Annotated in this window: 18 protein-coding genes, 1 tRNA gene and 1 riboswitch; of the genes, 7 read left to right on the forward strand and 12 right to left on the reverse strand. The window is 69.5% G+C overall.

Annotated features, from left to right (window positions below):
• Positions 1–10: 10 nt before the first annotated feature.
• The gene (locus CGZ93_RS00205) at positions 11–1,711 is read right to left on the reverse strand and encodes a helicase HerA-like domain-containing protein (RefSeq protein ID WP_094362149.1); all 1,701 of its coding nucleotides are present in this window, start codon (positions 1,709–1,711) and stop codon (positions 11–13) included.
• Between the two features lie 106 nt (positions 1,712–1,817).
• Here CGZ93_RS00205 and CGZ93_RS00210 point away from each other — a divergent pair, with 106 nt between their 5' ends.
• Entirely contained in the window at positions 1,818–2,111 is a 294-nt protein-coding gene (locus tag CGZ93_RS00210) for a type II toxin-antitoxin system VapB family antitoxin (RefSeq protein ID WP_094356383.1), read from the forward strand.
• Between the two features lie 39 nt (positions 2,112–2,150).
• Positions 2,151–2,669, forward strand: a complete 519-nt coding sequence (locus tag CGZ93_RS00215; protein ID WP_094362150.1) for a LytR C-terminal domain-containing protein — start codon at positions 2,151–2,153, stop codon at positions 2,667–2,669.
• 72 nt (positions 2,670–2,741) lie between these two features.
• On the opposite strand, the gene CGZ93_RS00220 is transcribed toward CGZ93_RS00215, so the two are convergent.
• The 9 genes from CGZ93_RS00220 to CGZ93_RS00260 all read right to left on the reverse strand — a co-directional run bounded on the left by CGZ93_RS00220 (position 2,742) and on the right by CGZ93_RS00260 (position 11,733).
• On the reverse strand, positions 2,742–4,319 hold the full coding sequence (locus CGZ93_RS00220; protein ID WP_407643908.1) for a potassium/proton antiporter: 1,578 nt from the start codon (positions 4,317–4,319) through the stop codon (positions 2,742–2,744).
• A 34-nt stretch (positions 4,320–4,353) separates the two neighbouring features.
• Complete coding sequence (locus CGZ93_RS00225; protein ID WP_094362151.1) at positions 4,354–5,268, reverse strand: catechol 2,3-dioxygenase; 915 nt, start codon at positions 5,266–5,268, stop codon at positions 4,354–4,356.
• A gap of 182 nt (positions 5,269–5,450) precedes the next feature.
• Positions 5,451–5,538, reverse strand: a tRNA-Ser gene (locus tag CGZ93_RS00230).
• A 51-nt stretch (positions 5,539–5,589) separates the two neighbouring features.
• Positions 5,590–6,783: an amino acid aminotransferase gene (locus tag CGZ93_RS00235; protein ID WP_094362152.1), complete on the reverse strand. Its 1,194-nt coding sequence runs from the start codon at positions 6,781–6,783 to the stop codon at positions 5,590–5,592.
• A gap of 43 nt (positions 6,784–6,826) precedes the next feature.
• Positions 6,827–7,867: an ABC transporter ATP-binding protein gene (locus CGZ93_RS00240; RefSeq protein WP_094362153.1), complete on the reverse strand. Its 1,041-nt coding sequence runs from the start codon at positions 7,865–7,867 to the stop codon at positions 6,827–6,829.
• On the reverse strand, positions 7,867–9,459 hold the full coding sequence (locus CGZ93_RS00245) for an ABC transporter permease (RefSeq protein WP_094362154.1): 1,593 nt from the start codon (positions 9,457–9,459) through the stop codon (positions 7,867–7,869). The genes CGZ93_RS00240 and CGZ93_RS00245 overlap by 1 nt, the downstream gene beginning before the upstream one ends.
• 33 nt (positions 9,460–9,492) lie before the next feature.
• The gene (locus CGZ93_RS00250) at positions 9,493–10,551 is read right to left on the reverse strand and encodes an iron ABC transporter substrate-binding protein (protein WP_094362155.1); all 1,059 of its coding nucleotides are present in this window, start codon (positions 10,549–10,551) and stop codon (positions 9,493–9,495) included.
• Between the two features lie 65 nt (positions 10,552–10,616).
• Positions 10,617–11,051, reverse strand: coding sequence for a nucleoside deaminase (locus tag CGZ93_RS00255; RefSeq protein WP_229117142.1), 435 nt, complete (start codon positions 11,049–11,051; stop codon positions 10,617–10,619).
• A 52-nt stretch (positions 11,052–11,103) separates the two neighbouring features.
• Positions 11,104–11,733, reverse strand: a complete 630-nt coding sequence (locus CGZ93_RS00260) for a tRNA adenosine deaminase-associated protein (protein WP_094362156.1) — start codon at positions 11,731–11,733, stop codon at positions 11,104–11,106.
• Between the two features lie 97 nt (positions 11,734–11,830).
• On the opposite strand from CGZ93_RS00260, the gene CGZ93_RS00265 reads away from it, so the two are divergent.
• The 5 genes from CGZ93_RS00265 (at position 11,831) to CGZ93_RS00285 (ending at position 16,341) form a co-directional block, all read left to right on the forward strand.
• Positions 11,831–12,934: a glutathione S-transferase family protein gene (locus CGZ93_RS00265; protein ID WP_094362157.1), complete on the forward strand. Its 1,104-nt coding sequence runs from the start codon at positions 11,831–11,833 to the stop codon at positions 12,932–12,934.
• Positions 12,935–13,086: 152 nt separating this feature from the next.
• A complete protein-coding gene (gene upp, locus CGZ93_RS00270) occupies positions 13,087–13,728 on the forward strand; it encodes a uracil phosphoribosyltransferase (RefSeq protein ID WP_094362158.1) in 642 nt (213 codons plus the stop codon).
• Between the two features lie 9 nt (positions 13,729–13,737).
• Positions 13,738–14,685, forward strand: coding sequence for a uridine-preferring nucleoside hydrolase UriH (gene uriH / locus CGZ93_RS00275; RefSeq protein ID WP_094362159.1), 948 nt, complete (start codon positions 13,738–13,740; stop codon positions 14,683–14,685).
• Positions 14,682–15,608 carry a ribokinase gene (locus tag CGZ93_RS00280; protein ID WP_229117093.1) on the forward strand — a complete coding sequence of 309 codons (927 nt, stop codon included), beginning with the start codon at positions 14,682–14,684 and terminating at the stop codon, positions 15,606–15,608. The genes uriH and CGZ93_RS00280 overlap by 4 nt, the downstream gene beginning before the upstream one ends.
• A gap of 31 nt (positions 15,609–15,639) precedes the next feature.
• Entirely contained in the window at positions 15,640–16,341 is a 702-nt protein-coding gene (locus tag CGZ93_RS00285) for a DUF1345 domain-containing protein (protein WP_094362160.1), read from the forward strand.
• Between the two features lie 2 nt (positions 16,342–16,343).
• Here the strand turns inward: CGZ93_RS00285 and CGZ93_RS00290 are convergent, their stop codons facing one another.
• Positions 16,344–17,357 (reverse strand): ABC transporter substrate-binding protein, encoded by a 1,014-nt coding sequence (locus CGZ93_RS00290; RefSeq protein WP_094362161.1) that lies wholly within the window; start codon positions 17,355–17,357, stop codon positions 16,344–16,346.
• Positions 17,354–18,208 (reverse strand): ABC transporter permease, encoded by an 855-nt coding sequence (locus CGZ93_RS19815; RefSeq protein WP_229117094.1) that lies wholly within the window; start codon positions 18,206–18,208, stop codon positions 17,354–17,356. The genes CGZ93_RS00290 and CGZ93_RS19815 overlap by 4 nt, the downstream gene beginning before the upstream one ends.
• 111 nt (positions 18,209–18,319) lie before the next feature.
• A riboswitch (FMN riboswitch) is annotated at positions 18,320–18,448 on the reverse strand.
• Positions 18,449–18,567 lie beyond the last annotated feature (119 nt).

Here is an 18,567-nt window from a genome sequence, read left to right on the forward strand (position 1 = left end):
GTCAGCGGCCTCAGCGGCGCCGCGTACCGAAGATGGAGCGAACGATCTCGCGGCCGGCCGTGCGGGCGATGTCGCGGAAGACCGGCGAGCCGACCACCTGCTCGACCAGGCCCTTCTCGTTGGCCCGGCGCTTCTCCTCCGCCCGGGCCGCGCGTTCCGCCTCGCGGGCCGCGCGTTCGGCCTCCTTCTCGGCGGCCGCCTGGGCCTTCGCATCGAGCTTGGCCTGCGCCTCGGCCGCCTTGGCCCGTTCGGCGGCGATGCGGGCCTCCTCGGCGGCCCGGGCGCCGTCCTCGACCCGGCGGGTGAGGATCTCCCGGGCCGACTCGCGGTCGATCGCCTGGCCATATTTCGCCTGCAGAACGGACGCCTGCACGGCCGCGGCAACCTGCGGCTGCGGGGTCGGCGCCATCAGCGACTGCGGGGCGAACATCCTGGTCCAGGCGACCGGGGTGGGCGCACCGTCGGGATCCATCACCGTCACGATCGCCTCGCCGATGCCGAGCTGCTGCAGCGCCTCCTCCAGGTCGTAGGCCGACTTCGGGAAGGTGGCGACCGTCTGCTTCAGCGCCTTGGCGTCGTTGGGGGTGTGCGCACGCAACTGGTGCTGCACCCGCGAACCCAGCTGGGCGAGCACGTCGTCGGGCACGTCCTTGGGGGTCTGGGTGACGAAGAAGACGCCGACACCCTTCGAGCGGATCAGGCGTACCGTCTGCGCGATCGCATCCAGGAACGCCTTGGAGGCGCCGTCGAACAGCAGGTGCGCCTCGTCGAAGAAGAACACCAGCTTCGGCTTGTCCACGTCACCGACCTCGGGCAGGTCGTGGAACAGCTCCGCCAGCAACCACATCAGGAAGGTGGAGAACAGCGCCGGCCGGTCCTGCAGGTTGGGCAGCTCCATCAGCGACACCACCCCACGGCCGTCGGGGGCGAGTCGCAGCAGGTCGGCGGTCTCGAACTCGGGCTCGCCGAAGAACTTGTCCGCGCCCTGGGAGGACAGGTTGATGATCGAGCGCAGGATCACCCCGACCGTGGCCGCCGACAGCCCGCCGATCGTCTTCAGCTCCTCCTTGCCCTCGTCGCTGGTCAGGTGGGTGAGCACCGCCTGCAGGTCGGACAGGTCCAGCAGCGCCAGCCCCTGCGAGTCGGCGTAGTGGAACACCAGCCCCAGCGACGACTCCTGCACGTCGTTCAGTCCGAGCACCTTGGACAGCAGGGTGGGTCCGAAGGAGGTGATGGTGGCGCGGACGGGTACGCCGTCGCCGACCCCGCCGAGGGCGTAGAACTCGACCGGGCAGGCGGTCGGCTGCCACTGCTGGCCGATCTTCTGCACCCGGGCGGTCAGCTTGTCGTTGGGTTGACCGGGCGACGCCATGCCGGACAGGTCACCCTTGATGTCGGCGGCGAAGACGGGTACGCCTGCCGCCGAGATCTGTTCCGCCATCCCCTGCAGGGTCTTCGTCTTGCCGGTACCGGTCGCGCCGGCGACCAGGCCGTGCCGGTTCAGCATGCCGAGCGGGATGCGTACGCCGGCCGCCGGAACCGGCGCGTCGTTCTCCATCAGCACGCCGAGGCCGATCGAACCCTCGTCGAAGGTGTAGCCCTTGACGATCGCCTGCGCCTGGGGCGACAGGGTGGGCGCGGCGGCGGGGGCCGTGGGTGCTGCGGGGTTGGCCTGTGGCTGGGCGGCCTGGTTCTGCGGCGTCTCACTCATGAGCCCTAGCGTGGCACAGCGGTGCCGCCGGGCGCAGCCGCCATCGGGTCCAAATCGTAATGATCAACGTCGGGGATGACCCGTGCCCGGTGATTACAGTGGCACAGTGATCTTCAAGCGAGTCGGCGACACCCGCCCGTACCCCGACCACGGCTACGTGCAGAAGCAGTGGGCCGCCATCGCTCCGCACCAGGTGCGTCTCGACCAGCTGGTGACCACCAAGCGCACCCTCGATCTCGAGGCGCTGCTGGAGGAGGACTCCACCTTCTATGGCGACCTGTTCGCCCACGTCGTGTCGTGGCGCGGCGAGCTCTATCTGGAGGACGGCCTGCACCGTGCTCTGCGGGCCGCGCTGCAGCAGCGGCAGACAATGCACGCCCGCGTGCTGGAACTGAAGTAGGCTGGTCCGGTTCCGTAGCACCGTTCAAGGAGTGATTGCGTGGTAGGTCGGATCTGGCGGGTCACCCGGACCCCGCTGACCCTGCTCGCCCTGCTGGCCCTGCTCGGATTCGGGGCGAAGTGGGGTTATGAGAAGGTCACCGCTCCCCTGCCACCGCCCTATGTGGAGCCGTGCACGAACACCCCGGTCACCGACGGTCAGCTCCGGTCGGAGCAGATCACGGTGCGGGTGATGAACGCCGGCAACAAGCGCGGCAAGGCCGCCGAGGTGTCCCAGCAGTTGAAGAAGCAGGGTTTCAAGGTCGCCAAGGTCGGCAACGCCGAGAACCAGCAGGAGAAGTCCAGCGTCCGCGGCGCCGGTCCGGACAACCCGGAGGTCAAGCTGGTCGCCTCCCAGTTCAAGGGGTTCGAGAAGGTCGGCGACGGCCGGGTGGATCGCTCGGTGGAGGTGATCATCGGCACCAACTATGAGTCGATGATCGACAACGCGCCCACCACCATCAAGGTGACCGGCAACACCGTCTGCCTGCCCAGGCCGCCCACCGCCCAGCCCGCCTGACCCTTGGAACGCGAGGCACAGGTGGCTTCGACAAGCTCAGCCACCGTGCGACAAGGTGAGGGAACTCAGGGGTCAGTCGAGGTCTTCCTCGGACTGGGGGTCGAGGCCTCGGCGCCACTTGGCCAGGCGGCCGTACTGGCCGACCTCGCGAAGCCGTTCCTCGACCTGTTCCCGGAACCGGGCCGGGGTGACGATCAACAGTTCGTCACCGACCTGCAGGGCCGTCTGCCCGTGCGGGGTGAACGGCGTACCGTCGCGGATCACCAGCGAGACGACCGTGTCGCGGGGCAACCGCAGCTCGGCCACCTCCACGTTGTGCAACCGCGACCCCTCCGGGATCCGGATCTGCAGCAGGTCGGCCGCGATCTGCTCCATCGGCGCGACCTCGACCTCGACATCGGTGGGGCTGTGCTCGATCACGCTGAGCCACTTGGCCACCCGCGGCAGGGTCGGCGCCTGGAGGAGCGTGAACACGACCACGATGACCAGCACGATGTCGAACAGCCCCTCGGCCCCCGGGACCTGCTCCACCATCGGCACGGTGGCCAGGATGATCGGTACCGCCCCCCGCAGGCCCGCCCAGGACAGGAACGCCTGCTGCCGCCAGGGCACCTTGAACCAACTGGCACAGGCCAGCACCGACAGTGGCCGGGCGACCAGGGTGAGGAACAGCCCGGCGGCCAGCGCGACCAGCACGGCGTACAAGGTGATCCGGGCCGGAGTCGCCAACAGCCCGAGCATCACGAACAGGCCGATCTGGGCGATCCAGCCGATGCCCTCGACAAAGGAACGGGTGGCCACCCGGTGCGGCAGCCGCCCGTTGCCGAGCAGCACCGCGCAGACGTAGACCGCCGCGAATCCGGAGGCGTGCACCGCCGTGCCGACGCCGTACGCCAGCACGGCCCAGAAGACGGTGGCGATCGGATAGAGACCGGAGCTGGGCAGAGCGATGTTGCGCAGCAGCTTGACCCCGAACCAGCCCAGCACGATTCCCACGAAGACACCGGCGGCCAGCTCGAAGAGCACCATCGCGACGAAACCGGGTACGCCGCCATCCAGGTGTCCGCCGGCGGCCAGCCGGCTCAGCTCGGCCACCAGCAGGACGGTCGGGGCGTCGTTGAGCCCGGACTCCGCCTCAAGGGTGGAGCGGAGCCGCGCGGGGAGTGGCACCCGGCGCAGCACCGAGAAGACCGCCGCCGAATCGGTCGGCGAGCAGACCGCGCCGAGCAGGGCCGCGAGCCAGGGATCCAGGCCCAACACGAAGGTGCCGAACGCCCACATCACCCCGACGCTGACCAGGGTGCCGACGGTGGCCAGCAGCCCCGCCACCGGGATCGCCCCGCGGATCTCCACCCACCGCGTTGTCAACCCGCCCTCAGCCAGGATCAGCACCAGGGCCGCGAAGCCCAGCGAGTGCGCCAGCTCGGCGTCGTTGAACGACGGGAACACGTGCGACACGTCGATCGCCATGCCGAGCAGCAGGAACAGCAGCAGCGACGGGAGCCCGAGTCGGGTGCCGATCCGCGAGGAGATGATGGCGATAAGCGCCACGACCGAGCCGACCAGCATCCACCAGTCCAGCTCCACGCGTACTCCCCTCGTCGGGGCCCAGCTTTTCACAGCCGACACGACGACGGGGACGACGCCCATTGGCGCCGCCCCCGTCGGGTGAGTGGGTGACCGATCAGGTGAGCACTGTGGTGAAGCGCTCGTTCAGCTCACGGTCGACGTAGAAGATGCCCTTGCCGAGCTGATCGACGGTCCAGCGGACCACGGGGCGATCCCGGTAGGCGTGGTAGCCACCGGCGAACACCTCGTTGCGGTTGCCGCAGGGGTCGAAGAAATAGATCGTGGTGCCGCGGGTGATGCCGTGCTGGGTCGGACCGATGTCGACCGAGACGTCGTCCATCGAGAACAGCGAGGCGGCGCGACCGACCTTGCTCCAGTCGTCGAGCTGGAAGGCGAAGTGGTGCAGTTTGGCCTGCGGGCCACCGATCACGGCGATGTCGTGCACCTTCATCCTGGCCGACAGCCAGGAGCCGGCGAGCTGGTGGTCGTCGTCGAGGGAGGTCTGGACACGCTCGGTCGGGAAGAAGTCGAGCACGTCCATGAAGAACTTCTCGGTCAGCGCCGGGTCCTCGGCGGTGATCAGCGCGTGGTCGATGGCGGGCACACCGACCCCGGCCAGCTCCCGCGGGAAGACCTCGGGGTTGATGAAGCCGACCTCGTTGGAGACCGCGGTCATCTCACTGTAGACCTCGATCACGTGGTCGCTCGGGGTGATGATCCGCAGGCCGTCGCCCACCTCGGGGTTGTCGCCCTTGCTCATCCGCTCGGTCATCGCACCGAAGGTCTTCGCCTTCTGCTCGATCTGCTCGAGGTCCTCGTTGTTCGCGACCTTGTAGCCCAGCTTGACCAGACCGACGCCGCCCTCCTCGAGCACCAAGCTGTGGTGATCCCACTCGTCCCAGCCCTTGAAATAGGCCTTGCCGTCGATGTCGCCCTGGAACTTCATGCCGAGCGTACGCTCGTAGTGCTGCTTGGCCTCATCCAGGTCGGTGACGCGTGCGTGCACATAGCCCAGCCGAATTACTCCCATGGCGCCCAGCTCCTTTGCCGTAGTTATCCCGTGGTACCGATCTCGGCACTACCTGAACACTATCGTCCCGCGCGGGCGGCCACGGAACCACCTGTTCCTCAGAACGGAACGAGTCGCCGCCGCGGACGCCCCCGGACCAACGAAAAGAGGCTCCGCCCACGCGCTGGGCGGGGGCGGAGCGTTGGCGGTGACGGCGGGATTTGAACCCGCGGTAGGTCTCCCTACACTCGCTTTCGAGGCGAGCTCTTTCGGCCGCTCAGACACGTCACCGTCGACCAAGATAGCAATCCGGCCGGCGCTGGCGCCAATCCAATTCCTTGATCAGGGGCCGGTGACGGCGGCGATCGCGCCCACGACATGGGGCAGGTTGCCCTCGTTCAGCGCGGCGACGCAGATCCGGCCCGAGTCGAGCCCGTAGACGCCGTACTCCTCACGCAGCCGGACCATCGACTCCTTGCTCAGCCCCGAATAGGAGAACATCCCGTTCTGGGTGGTGATGTAGGACCAGTCCACCTCGGGCCGGGCCACCTGCAGCCCGTCGCGCAGTCCTTGGCGCATCGCCTTGATCCGGTCGCGCATCCGGGCCAGCTCGCTCTCCCACAGCTGGCGCAGGTCGTCGTTCTCCAGCACCATCGCCACCACCTTGGCGCCGTGGCTGGGCGGGTTGGAGTAGTTGGTGCGGACCACGATCTTCAGCTGGCTGAGCACCCGCTTGACCTCGTCGGCGTCGGCGCAGACCACCGACAGCGCCCCGATCCGCTCGCCGTAGAGGCTGAAGGTCTTGGAGAAGGAGGTGGTGACGAAGGTGGTCAAACCCGACTCGGCGAACAGGCGTACCGCCCGGCCGTCGGTCTCGATGCCACTCGCAAAACCCTGGTACGCCATGTCCAGCAGCGGCACCAGCTGGGCCTCGCGGACCACCTCGAGCACCTGGTCCCACTGCTCTGGGGTCAGGTCATAGCCGGTCGGGTTATGACAGCAGGCGTGCAGCACGACCACGGTGCCGGGGGCGGCGGCGCGCAGTCCCCCGAGCATGCCGTCGAAGTCGACCGAGCGGGTCGCGGCGTCATAGTAGGGATAGCTCTCCACGGTGAAACCGGCCCGGGTGAACAGGGCCCGGTGGTTCTCCCAGCTCGGGTCGGAGATCAGCACCTTCCCGTCGTGGTTCAGCTGGCGCAGGAAGTCGGCGGCCACCTTCAGCCCGCCGGTGCCGCCCAGTGCCTGGACCACGGCCAGTCGCTCCCGGGGAACCGAGTCGCCGAAGACCAGTTGGGCCACGACCTCGTCATAGGCGCGCAGCCCGTCGATCGGCAGATAGCCCCAGGGCGCATGCCCCTCCGCCAGCTTGTCGTCGGCCCGGCGTACGCACTCCAGCAGCGGCACCTTGCCGTTCTCATCGGTATAGACGCCGACGCCCAGGTTGACCTTCTCGTCGCGACTGTCGGAGTTGTACGCCTCGGTGAGACCGAGGATCGGATCGCGGGGGGCGCCCTGGACGCCGCTGAGGATGCTCATGGCACGATCCTGTCATCTCGGGCCGAGCGGTCGCACCCCCGTTTCAGGGCGCGGGCAACTCGTGCCGGGCCGGGTCAAGGAGCACGACCGGCCCGGCCACCCGGAAACTGATCTCGGTCCCGGCGACCAGGTCGGCCGCATCGTGGTGCCGCATGGTGATAGGTACGCCGTCGACGTCGAGGTGGGCGATCACGTCGTGTCCGAAATAATCGGTGCGCAGCACCCGGGCCCGCAACGGTCCGGCGGCGTCGACCCGCAGCTGCTCGGGTCGGATCAGCACCTCCGCGCTCGCTCCCGGGGCCGGTTCCGGCCCGACGCAGACCAGCTCACCCAGACAGGTGTGGATCGCCCCGGCGCCGGCCGCAGTGCCCGGCAGCAGCACGGCGTCGCCGAGAAACAGCGCGGTGGCCCGGTTGTCGGGTCGGGTGTAGAGGCTGACCGGGTCGGCCACCTGTGCCAGCTTGCCGGCGTCCAGCACGGCGACCTGGTCGGCGAAGGAGAGCGCCTCGTCCTGGTCGTGGGTGACCAGCACGGTGGTGACCCGCTCCGAGCGCAAGACCTCCCCCAGTGCCGAGCGGGTCTGGTGCCGCAGCCCGGCGTCCAGGCTGCTGAACGGTTCGTCGAGCAGCACCACCCCGGGCCGCCGCGCCAGCGCCCGGGCCAGCGCCACCCGCTGCTGCTGACCGCCGGAGAGCTGGGCCGGGTGCCGGTCGCGCAACGCGGGCGCAAGGCTCACCAGCTCCATCAGCTCGGCCACCCGCTGCCCGCTGCGCCGCTCGGCACGGGACAGCCCGAAGCCGATGTTCCCGGCCACGGTGAGGTGCGGCAGCAGCGCACCCTCCTGCGGCACATAGCCGATGCCGCGGCGGTGCACCGGCAGCCGCAGCAGGTCGGCCCCGTCGGCGAGCACCGAGCCGGTGTCGGCGGAGAGGAAACCGGCGATGATCCGCAGCAGGGTGGTCTTGCCCGAGCCGCTGGCACCGACGATGGCGGTAGCCCGCCCGGCCGGGATGTCGAGGTCGATCCCGCGCAGCACGGGGGTGTCGGCGTACGCCTTGGTGACACCGCGCAGCACCAGGTCCATCAGCTCACCCCCACCGAATCGGTCCCGCCGGCCGCCGCCGGCGAGAGCCGGTGCAGCAGCCAGGTCATCGGCGCCGACAGCAGGATCATGCACAGGGCAAACGGCGCCGCGCCACGATAGTCGATCTCGCTGCTGGCCGACCAGAACTCCACGGCCAGGGTGCGGGTACCGGTCGGCGCGAGGACCAGCGTCAGGGTCAGCTCGTTGACCACCCCGAGGAACACGAGCGCGAAACCGGCGCCGGTGGCCGGGGCTGCCAGCCGGGCGGTGGTCGACCAGAAGGCCGCCAGCGGCGTACGCCCCAGGGTGCGCGCCACGTCCTCGTGCACCGTCGGGATCTGCGCCAGCCCGGCCCGCAGGGTGACCAGCACCCGCGGCAGCAGCAGCACCGCGTACGCCACCACCAGGTTGGCGAGGGTCTGATAGAGCACCGGAACCAGGTCGAGCGCGGCCACCACGAACGCCAGCGCGACCACGATCGAGGGGACGGCCGAGGCGATGTAGGCCACCCGCTCCGACAGCCGCGCCCAGAACCCGGGATGCCGCACCACCAGGTGGGCCACCGGCAACCCGGCGGCCACCGTCCCGGCCGCCCCCAGCACCGCCAGGCTCAGGGTCTGCAGCAGCGACTCCAGCACCTGTGGCGTCCACACCTCGGTGCCGCCGGCGAGCAGCCAGCCGGCCAGCACCCCGACGGGTACGCCGAGCGCCAGCAGGGTCGCTCCGGCCACGGCCGCCAGCGAGGGCAGCGTCCAGGCCCCCAGCCGCAGCGGCTCGGCGACCCGGGCCGACCCGCTGCCGACCCGGGCCAGGGAGGTGTTGCGACGCAGGCGCGCGTCGAGCGCGAGGATCAACAGGCAGGCCAGCACCAGCACCCCGGCCAGGGTGGTCGCCGCCTCGGAGGCGAAGGTGCTCTGGTACTGCGACATGATCGCGGTGGTGAAGGTGTCGAAACGCATCATCGCGAAGGCGCCGTATTCACTGAGCAGGTGCAGCGCGACCAGCAGCAACCCGCCGGCCAGCGGCAGCCGGATCAGCGGCAGCACGGTCGAGAAGAACCGACGCCAGGGACCGTGCCCGAGACTGGCGGCGGTGTCGGTGAACGAGCCGTCCAGGGTGGCCAGGGTGGCCCCGACCGGGATCATCACCAGCGGGTAGTAGGAGAGGGTCGAGACCAGTACCCCGCCCCACACGCCGCCGATGGAGGGCACGACCGAGACCCAGGCGTACGCGTTGACGAACGCCGGGACGGCCAGCGGCGCGGCCAGCAGCAGCCGCCACAGTCGGCGGCCGGGCAGCCGGGTCCGCTCGACCAGCCAGGCCAACCCGACGCCGAGCACCGCGATCAGCGGGCAGGTGAACAACAGCAGCGCGAGGGTGTTGCCGAGCAAGTCGCGGACCCGAGGCCGGGTGAGCACCTCGATGATCAGCTGCGGCTCGGTCCGGGCGGCCTCGACGACCACGAACACCAGCGGAACGAGGCTCCCCAGCAGCACGACAGCGGCCACCGCTGCCAGCAGCAGCGGTGGCCGGGAAGCCGTGGTTCTCGTCCGGGGGATGCGCCCCGGCCGCGGAATGGTGGGTGTGGCCATCGACCTCAGGTTAGGCGAGCCGCCCGAACAATCTCAGAGCAGTCCAGCGGCCGTCATCAACTCGGTCACCTTGGCGCCGTTGAGCTTGTCCATATCCACCTTGGGCGGCTGCAGATCGGCGATCGGGATCAGCCCCGTGGCCAGCTGCGCCTTCGGGTTCACCGCGTATTCGAAGCCGGTCTCGGCCAGCGCCGCCTGTCCGGTGACCGAGGTGATGTGGGCCAGGAACGCCTGCGCCGCGGCCGGGTTCTTCGACGACTTCAGCACCCCACCGCCGGAGACGGACACGAACGCGCCCGGGTCGGAGTTCTTGAAGTAGTGCAGCTTGACGTTGCCGGAGTTCTCCTTGGTCTTGGCCTGGTCGGAGAACCAGTAGTAGTGATAGATCACCGCGGCGTCGACCTCACCGGCGTTGACCGCCTTCATCGCGGTCGAGTTTCCCTTGTAGGGCTTGTGACCCTCCTTCATCGCCTTCAGCCAGGCGGCGGTCTCCTGCTCCCCCTTGAGCTGCAGCAGCGCCGAGACGATGGCCTGGAAGTCTGCACCCGTGGGGGAAGCGGCCCAGCGGCCCTTCCACCTGGGGTCGGCCAGCTCCTGCAGCGTCTTCGGCAGGTCGGCCTCCTTGAGCTTGCTGGTGTTGTACGCCAGCACCGTCGAGCGGGCGGCGATGCCGGTCCAGGTGCCGGTGGCCGGGCGGAGCTCGGCCGGCACGTTGGCGGTCGCCTCCTGACCGACCGGGGCGAACAGCCCGGCGTTGGCGACCTGGACCATGGCCGGGGAGTTCTCGGTCAGGAACACGTCGGCCGGGGTCCGGTCCTTTTCCTTGAGCAGCTGGTTGGACATCTCGGTGTCCGAGCCCTGGCGGATCTCCACCTTCACCCCGGTCGCCTTCGTGAACCCCTCCGCCCACGCCTTGGTGAGGTTGTCGTGCTGGGCGTTGTAGACGGTGATGGTGCCACTCGGCGCCGACGGCGCACCGGACGCGGCGCCGGGGGCCGGCGTGCCGGAGGAGCCGTTGCCGCAGGCGGTCAGCGCGACCAGCGGGCTCGCGGCGAGGGCGCCGATCAGGGTGCGACGGGACAGGTTGTTCATGGCCACCTCTCTGGGATCTGTGCAGCCGCAAACTATTAGGCAAGCCTTACCTATGGCAAGGAGCCTCAGCGATTTTGCTCGAAGAACGAGGTGAGAAGTTGGCCACACTCTGCCTCCCGGATCCCCGAAACCACCTCGGGTCGATGGTTCAGCCGCGGGTCGCGGACCACGTCGAACAGCGAGGAGACCGCGCCCGCCTTGGGGTCGAAGGCGCCGAACACCAACCGGCCGACCCGCGCGGCGACGATCGCGCCGGCGCACATCGTGCACGGCTCGAGGGTGGACACCAGGGTGCAGTCGAGCAGCCGCCAGCGATCACCGATGCCCGGTGCCGCGCGGCGCAGGCAGAGCACCTCGGCGTGCGCGGTGGGGTCACCGGTCTGTTCGCGCTCGTTGCCGGCGGCGACCAGGGGCGCCCCGCCGGGGTCGAGCAGCACCGCGCCGATCGGCACGTCGCCGGCGCTGGCCGCCGCCCGGGCCTGCTGCAGCGCAAGCTCCATCGCGGCATCCCAACGACTGGGCATCATCGCAGCATCCTGTTTCGGCGTACGCCTAGTCGAACGACTCGACCGCACGCCGGAAGGCTGGGCCGACGCTGATCCTGTCGGCGATCTGCCCGAGCAACTCGTCGGAGTCGGAGTCGTAGTCGTCGCAGAACGCCTCCATCTCGAACTCGCTCACGCCGAGATCGGCCAGCAGTCCGAGGTCACCCATCGGTTCGGAGTCATCGTCGGTGTCGGGAATCTCCTCCACACCGAGGAAATCGGCGATGTCGCGGCCGATCGGCCAATCCCCCGCCGCGGCGGCGTCGGAGAGCAGCACCTGCACGTTGGCGCCGCGGACGCGGACGATCGCGAACACCTCACCGACCAACGACACCATGCCGATGGCCCCGGCGTCGGCGGGCTGGCGGCGCAGCTGGCCGATCAACTCGTCCAGGTCGTTGGCCAGGTCCAGGGCGAGGGCGGTGGCGACGGGCTGACCGTCCTCGCGATAGATCCCGACGACCAGATCAATGTCGTCGACGCCGGCGTCCTCGAGGTCGTCGTAGTCATCATCATCGTCGTCGTCGTCGTCGTCATCGCCGAGATCCAGCTCGTCCAGGTCGTCGTCCAGGTCGTCCCGGTCGTCGCGGGAGGGCAACTCGAACTCCTCGAGCTCCTCGTCGTCACGGTTCGACATGGGCGTCCTCCTGCGTCGGCAATCCGGCTCCAATGGTGTCAGAGATCCGGCCGGGGTACACCTCCGCCCCGCTGGTCCTCCCCCGTAGCATGGCGCCATGGCAGACAGTGGTGATCGACCCGCAGCTGGATACGTGACCGGACCCGAGTACAACCGGGACACCACCTACATCGACGACCGGATCGTTGCCGACGCGAGTCCGGGCCGCGACGCCGAAGGCCGGGGACTGTGGCCGGTGGAGCCCGGGCGGTATCGGCTGGTGGCCGCCCGGGCCTGCCCCTGGGCGAACCGGACGGTGATCGTACGCCGACTGCTCGGCCTGGAATCCGTGCTCTCGTTGGGAATGCCGGGCCCGACCCATGACGAGCGGTCGTGGACCTTCGACCTCGACGCCGAGGGACTCGACCCGGTGCTCGGGATCCACTTCCTGCGCGACGCCTACAACAAGCGGGTCCCGGACTATCCGCGTGGGGTGACGGTCCCGGCCGTGGTGGAGGTCGCGAGCGGGGCGGTGGTCACCAACGATTTTCCGCAGATGACCCTCGACTTCTCCCTGGAATGGACCGCGCACCACCGCGAAGGCGCCCCAGAGCTCTATCCGGAGCGGTTGCGTGATGAGATCGACGAGGTGGCCCAGCGGATCTACACCGAGGTCAACAACGGCGTCTACCGTTGCGGCTTCGCCGGCGAGCAGGAGGCCTACGAGAAGGCGTACGACCGGCTCTTCACCGCGCTGGACTGGCTCGAGGAACGCCTGTCCACACAGCGATTCCTGGTGGGTGACACGATCACCGAGGCCGACGTGCGGTTGTTCACCACGCTCGCCCGCTTCGATCCCGTCTATCACGGCCACTTCAAGTGCAACCGGCAGAAGCTGAGCGAGTTCCCGGCCCTGTGGGCGTACGCCCGGGACCTGTTCCAGACCCCAGGCTTCGGCGACACCACCGACTTCGTGCAGATCAAGCAGCACTACTACGTGGTGCACCGCGACATCAACCCGAACCGGGTGGTGCCGTCCGGCCCGGACCTGCGGGACTGGCTCACCCCGCACCACCGCGAGCAGTTGGGCGGTCGCCCGTTCGGCGACGGTACGCCTCCCGGCCCGGTCGCCGCCGGCGAGGAGGTGCCGGTCGGCCACGGGCCCACCGGCGGCGTCCCGACGGCCGAGGAGACCGCGCATGCGCTCGAGGCGGCGCACTGACCCACGTTGGCCGAGCCTGTCGAAGCTGGCTGAGCCTGTCGAAGCTGGCTGAGCCTGTCGAAGCTGGCTGAGCCTGTCGAAGCCACCAGCTCGAGCATTGTCCCTTCGACAGGCTCAGGGACCCGACGGGCGGTGAACGCTAGGGTGAGTCCGTGGAGGTAACCGTCGTCGACCACCCGCTGGTGGCGCACAAGCTGACCCTGCTGCGTGACCAGCGCACCGACACCCCGACCTTTCGGCGGGTGACCGAGCAGTTGGTCACCCTGCTCGGTTATGAGGCGACCCGTGCGGTGCGCGTCAAACCGCACCGGGTGACCACCCCGGTGACCGAGGCCACCGGCGTACACCTGGAATCGCCGCCGCCGCTGGTGGTGCCGATCCTGCGCGCCGGGCTGGGCATGCTGGACGGCTTCCTGCGTCTGGTCCCGACCTCGGAGGTCGGCTTCGTCGGGATGATGCGCAACGAGGAGACCCTGCAGCCGGTCACCTATGCCGAGCGGCTGCCCAACGACCTGTCCGGGCGGCAGTGCTATGTGCTGGACCCGATGCTCGCCACCGGCGGCTCGCTGGCCGGCTGCATCAACTTCCTGGTCGAGCGCGGGGCGGACCACATCACCTGCATCTGCCTGCTCGCGGCACCCGAGGGAGTCCAACGGGTACAGGAATTGCTCGGCGACCTCGACGTGCCGTGCAACCTGGTGGTGGCCGCGGTGGACGAGCGGCTGAACGAGGTCGGCTATATCGTGCCGGGCCTCGGCGACGCCGGTGACCGGCTCTATGGGATGGCCGAATAGGGTCACCCGATGCCGCGAAAGATCATCCTGGACTGCGATCCCGGCCACGACGACGCGATCGCGATGCTGCTCGCGCACGGCAGCCCGGAGGTCGACCTGGTCGCGGTGACCACCGTGGCCGGCAATCAGACCCTGGCGAAGGTGACCCGCAATGCCCAGTCGGTGGCGACCGTGCTCGGGATGCGCGGGGTGCCGATCGCGGCCGGTTGCGACCGGCCGCTGATCCGCGGTCAGGAGGTGGCGCACACCATCCACGGTGAGTCGGGCATGGACGGCCCGCGGCTGCGCGAGCCGACCACCGAGATCGCCCCGCTGCACGCGGTGCAGCTGATCGTCGACCTGGTCATGTCGCACGAACCCGGTGAACTGACCCTGGTCCCGACCGGTGCGCTGACCAACATCGCGCTGGCCGCCCGGCTGGAGCCGCGGATCGTCGAGCGGGTCCGCGAGGTGGTGCTGATGGGCGGCGCCTGCCACATCGGAAACTGGACCCCGGTCGCCGAGTTCAACATCAAGACCGATCCCGAGGCGGCGCAGATCGTGTTCGGCGCCGGCTGGCCGGTGACCATGGTCGGGCTGGACGTCACCCACCAGGCACTCGCCACCCCCGAGGTGCGGCGGCGGATCGACGCGGTCGGCACCGAACCGGCCCGGTTCGTGCTGGAACTGTTCGACTTCTTCGGCGGCACCTACCGGGAGCTGAACGGGTTCGACTCCCCGCCCGTGCACGACCCGTGCGCGGTGGCCTATGTGATCGACCCGAGCGTGCTGACCACCCGCCGCACGCCGCTGCACGTCGAGCTGACCGGATCCCACACCCTCGGCATGACGGTCGCCGACTTTCGCGCCGAGGCACCAGCCGACTGTCCGACGCAGGTGGCGGTGCAGCTCGACTTCGACCGGTTCTGGGGGCTCGTGGTGGACGCGTTGGAGCGGATCGGGGAGGTGCCTTCGTGAGCGAGGAACCCGTTGGCGGCCGCAGGCGGATCGCCGTGCTCGGGTCGATGAACGCCGACCTGACGGTGCGTACGCCGCGGCTGCCGCACGGCGGGGAGACGGTGACCGGTTCGGAGTTGGAGATCAACCCGGGTGGGAAATCCTCCAACCAGGCCGCCGCCGCGGCCCTGCTCGGCGCCGACGTCGCCCTGGTTGCCCAGGTCGGCGCCGACGCCCACGGTGACCTGCTGCTGGAGGAGGCCCGGCGGGCCGGGGTGGACGTCGACCGGGTGGGCCGGCTGTCGGGGGTGGCGACCGGGACCGCGATGATCGCGGTCGACGACGCCGGCGAGAACTTCATCATCATCTCCCCCGGTGCGAACGGGCGGATGGCGGTGCACCACGTGCACGAGCACGCCGAACTGTTCGACCAGGCGGGACTGCTCTGCCTCTGCCTCGAGGTCGGCCAGGACGTGGTGCTCGCCGCCGCGCAGCAGGCCGCGCGCCGCGGCGTACCAGTGCTGTTGAACCTGTCTCCGTCGGCGCCGGTACCGGACGAGCTGCTGCGGGCGACCGAGGTGCTGCTGGTCAACGAGCACGAGCTGGCCGACCTGGCCGGAAGTGCGGTGCCTCTGGACCAGGCGGCGGAAACCCTGGCGGGCAAAGGAATTCGACGGGCCGTGATCACTCTGGGCGCCGAGGGTGCGCTGGTCATCGACGGGGACCACAGCGAGCGGGTCGCTGGTGTCCGGGTGGAAGCGGTGGACACCACCGGCTGCGGGGACGCATTCACCGGGGCGCTGGCGCATCGGCTCGTCGAGGGCGACGATCTGGTCGCCGCGGCTCGGGTCGCGGTCCGGGTGGCCGGTATCGCCGCCACGAAACCCGGCGCCCAGCGCTCCTATCCGACCGCTGACGAGCTCACCGCCGGGCCCGAGGACTGAACGCCGGCCCCCGGCGTGCAATGCTCACCCGGTGAGCGACACCCCCCGGGTCCCGTGGCTGGCCTCCGATCTGCGTCGGCTGAACATCGCCTCGGTGCCGGCGATGCTGTTGTCGGTGCCGGTCTATCTGTTGACCCGCCGCGACCAGTTCGCTTTCCCAGTCACCTGGCTCTGCTATTGGGGGTTGTACGCCGCCTCCGCGGCCGCCCTGATCGCGCTGACGTTCGGGCGTCTGTCTGGGGACCGGTTGCGGTTGGCGGCGCTGCACGGGCGGGTGCAGGAGCGCGGGCTGACCGGACGGCTGATGCGCCGGCGCCGCTGGCGCATCTTCCTCACCGGCGGGGAGGCACCGACCTGGTCGGCCCTGATCTCGGTCATCTCGCTGGCGATCGTGGTCGCGCTGGCCGTCGCGCAACGCAACCCGGCGGGCAGCCTGCTGCTCGCTTCCGGCGTCGTCGCAGTGCTCGGGTCCTGGTTGAACATCCTGTTCACCTTCGCCCTGCACTACGCACGGATCGACCTGCGAGACGGCGCACTGGGCTTTCCCGGTGAGGGATCGCGCGCCTTCTCCGACTACTTCTATCTGGCGGTGGCCGGCCAAGTCACCTTCGGCACCACCGACGTCGAGGTGCGCAGCAGGCGCATGCGGCGCGCGGTGACCTGGCACGCACTGGTCGCGTTCGCCTTCAACACGGTGATCGTTGCGATCCTGGTCAGCCTGCTGGTGTCCTGAGCTCAGTTGCCGACGATGCTGTCGGTGTACGCCTCTGCGGCCGGCACCGGCTTCGCGAGCAGCCCGACCTCCTGCATGAACGTCGACATCGCCTCCCAGCCAAGGCGATCCTGCCGCCCGATCGAACCCGCCCCGCCATAGAGCGGGATGGTGGCCTCCAGGGTTCCCAAGGCCGATTTCTGCTGCTCCGGCACGGAAAGGTTCGGCACCCACTTCTTCGACTGCTGCACCGCCTCGGCGGGATTGGCGATGATGTCGGAGATGGCGCGCTGGATGGCCCGGGTGACGGCCTTCAGGTCTTCGGCGTTGTTCTTGATGGTCGTTTCGCTGGCGCCCAGGCCGGTCCCGATCAGCGGCACCGTGCCCTTGGCGATGGGGATGGTCCGGATGGGCAGGCCGCCGCTGCTCAGGCGTACCGCGTCGTTGTTCGAGTAGCCCATCACCGCATCCACCTGCTTGCCGGTCAGCGCCGCCTGCTGGGTATAGCCGATGTTCTTCACCTGCACGTCGTTCTGGCTCAATCCAGCCTGCTTGAGCAGGGCCAGCAGCCCGAACCAGGTCTCCCCGTAGGGCCCTGGTACGCCGACGCTGCGGCCCCGCAGATCGGCGGCGGCGCGGATCGGTGAATCCTCCCGCGTCACCAGCACGACCGGATATTCCTGATACAGGGTGGCGAAATTGACGATCGGGACACCCTGCGAGCGGGACTGCAGCATCTCGGCGGCACCGGCCCAGACCACCTGCTCGGTGCCGGCCTGCAGCGCCCCCAGCAGCGGCTCGTTGGCGCCGTGGTGCCGCAGGGTGACGTCGACTCCTTCCGCGGCGAAATAGCCCTTGTCCGCGGCCACATAACAGGGGGCGAACTGGATGTCCGGGGTGTAGGTGAGCCCGATCGTCAGCACCCGGCCGGCAGGTTTTCCGTTCTGGGCCGGGGTCGTGGGGGAGGTTGCGGTGCAGGCGGCGAGGCCGGACACCGCGGTCGCACCGAGGGCGGTCAGAAACAGTCGACGATTCATCGGTTCTCCTTGGTGGAAACGGAAATTTGGGATTCGCGTGCCGCTGTCGGGCGGAGCGGATCAGTCCAGGACTCCAGCAGCAGCATGATCAGATAGATGACGATGGCCAACAGGCAGAGCATCAGCAGGGTGGAGAACAGCCCGGTCGTGTCGGCGGTCGACGCCTGCACCGACAACACCATGCCCAGCCCGTTGCCGCCCATCACCAGCTCGCCCACCACCGCACCGGTGATCGACAGGGTGAACCCGTTGCGCAGGCCGGTGAGCACCGCGCGCTGGGACAGCGGCCCCTCGATGTGGCGCAGCAGTTGCCAGCCAGCGGCACCGTCGAGCTGGGCAGCCTCTTTCAGCTCCGGGTCCACACCTCTGACCCCGAGCACGGTGGCCAGCACCACCGGGAAGAAGACCAGCAGGGCGCACAGCAGCACGATCGGCAGCAGCCCATAACCGACCCAGAGCACCAGCAGCGGCGCGACGGCCACCGCCGGGATGGCCTGGGAGGCGGCGAGATAGGGCGCGGTCGCAGTCTCGACCAGGCGTACCTTCGCGATCAGATAGGCCAGCGGCAGCGCGATCGACGCCGCCAGCGCCGAACCGAGCAGCGCCTCGACGATGGTGGTGCCTGTCCAGGCGAGCAACTGGCCCGCGGCAAGGTCCTGTCCGAATCGCTGGGCGACCGCGACCGGTGTCGGGAGCAGGGTGATTGGCACGGCGCCGACCGCCGTGACCAGCTGCCACCCGAGGAGGATCGCGGCGCCGAGCAGCAGCGGGGCCAGGATCCGGGCGGTGCTGCGTCGCCGGTGGTTAGCGGGCGCGACGAAGTGCCCGGTGCTGGGTTCTGGTCGGCCCACGTCGCACTCCCTCCGGTCATCGTGGACCGGGGTGGCGAACGCAGGCGTACGCCGCAGGGCGCCGACGACCCTGCTGGTCGCCGAACGCGCCCGATGGGCGTACGCGAGCGAACCGTGCGCCTCCCATCCGGACTTTAACCGTCGGCGCCGGAATTCCACCGGCTCAACCGCCTCCCTTGCGGGAAGCGGGTCGCGGACTATCACCGCCGGTTCGGACTTTCACCGACCCCGGAGCACGTTGCTTGCTGCACGCACAATAGCGCACCCCGTCAAACGGGCGAGCCGTGTCGTCCCATCCAGCGAACCGCTGGCACCGCTGCCGACTACCCGCTGCCATCCAGCGAACCCACGAGCCATCC

The sequence above is a fragment of the Enemella dayhoffiae genome (assembly GCF_002250625.1).
In the GTDB taxonomy this organism is placed as follows: domain Bacteria; phylum Actinomycetota; class Actinomycetes; order Propionibacteriales; family Propionibacteriaceae; genus Enemella; species Enemella dayhoffiae.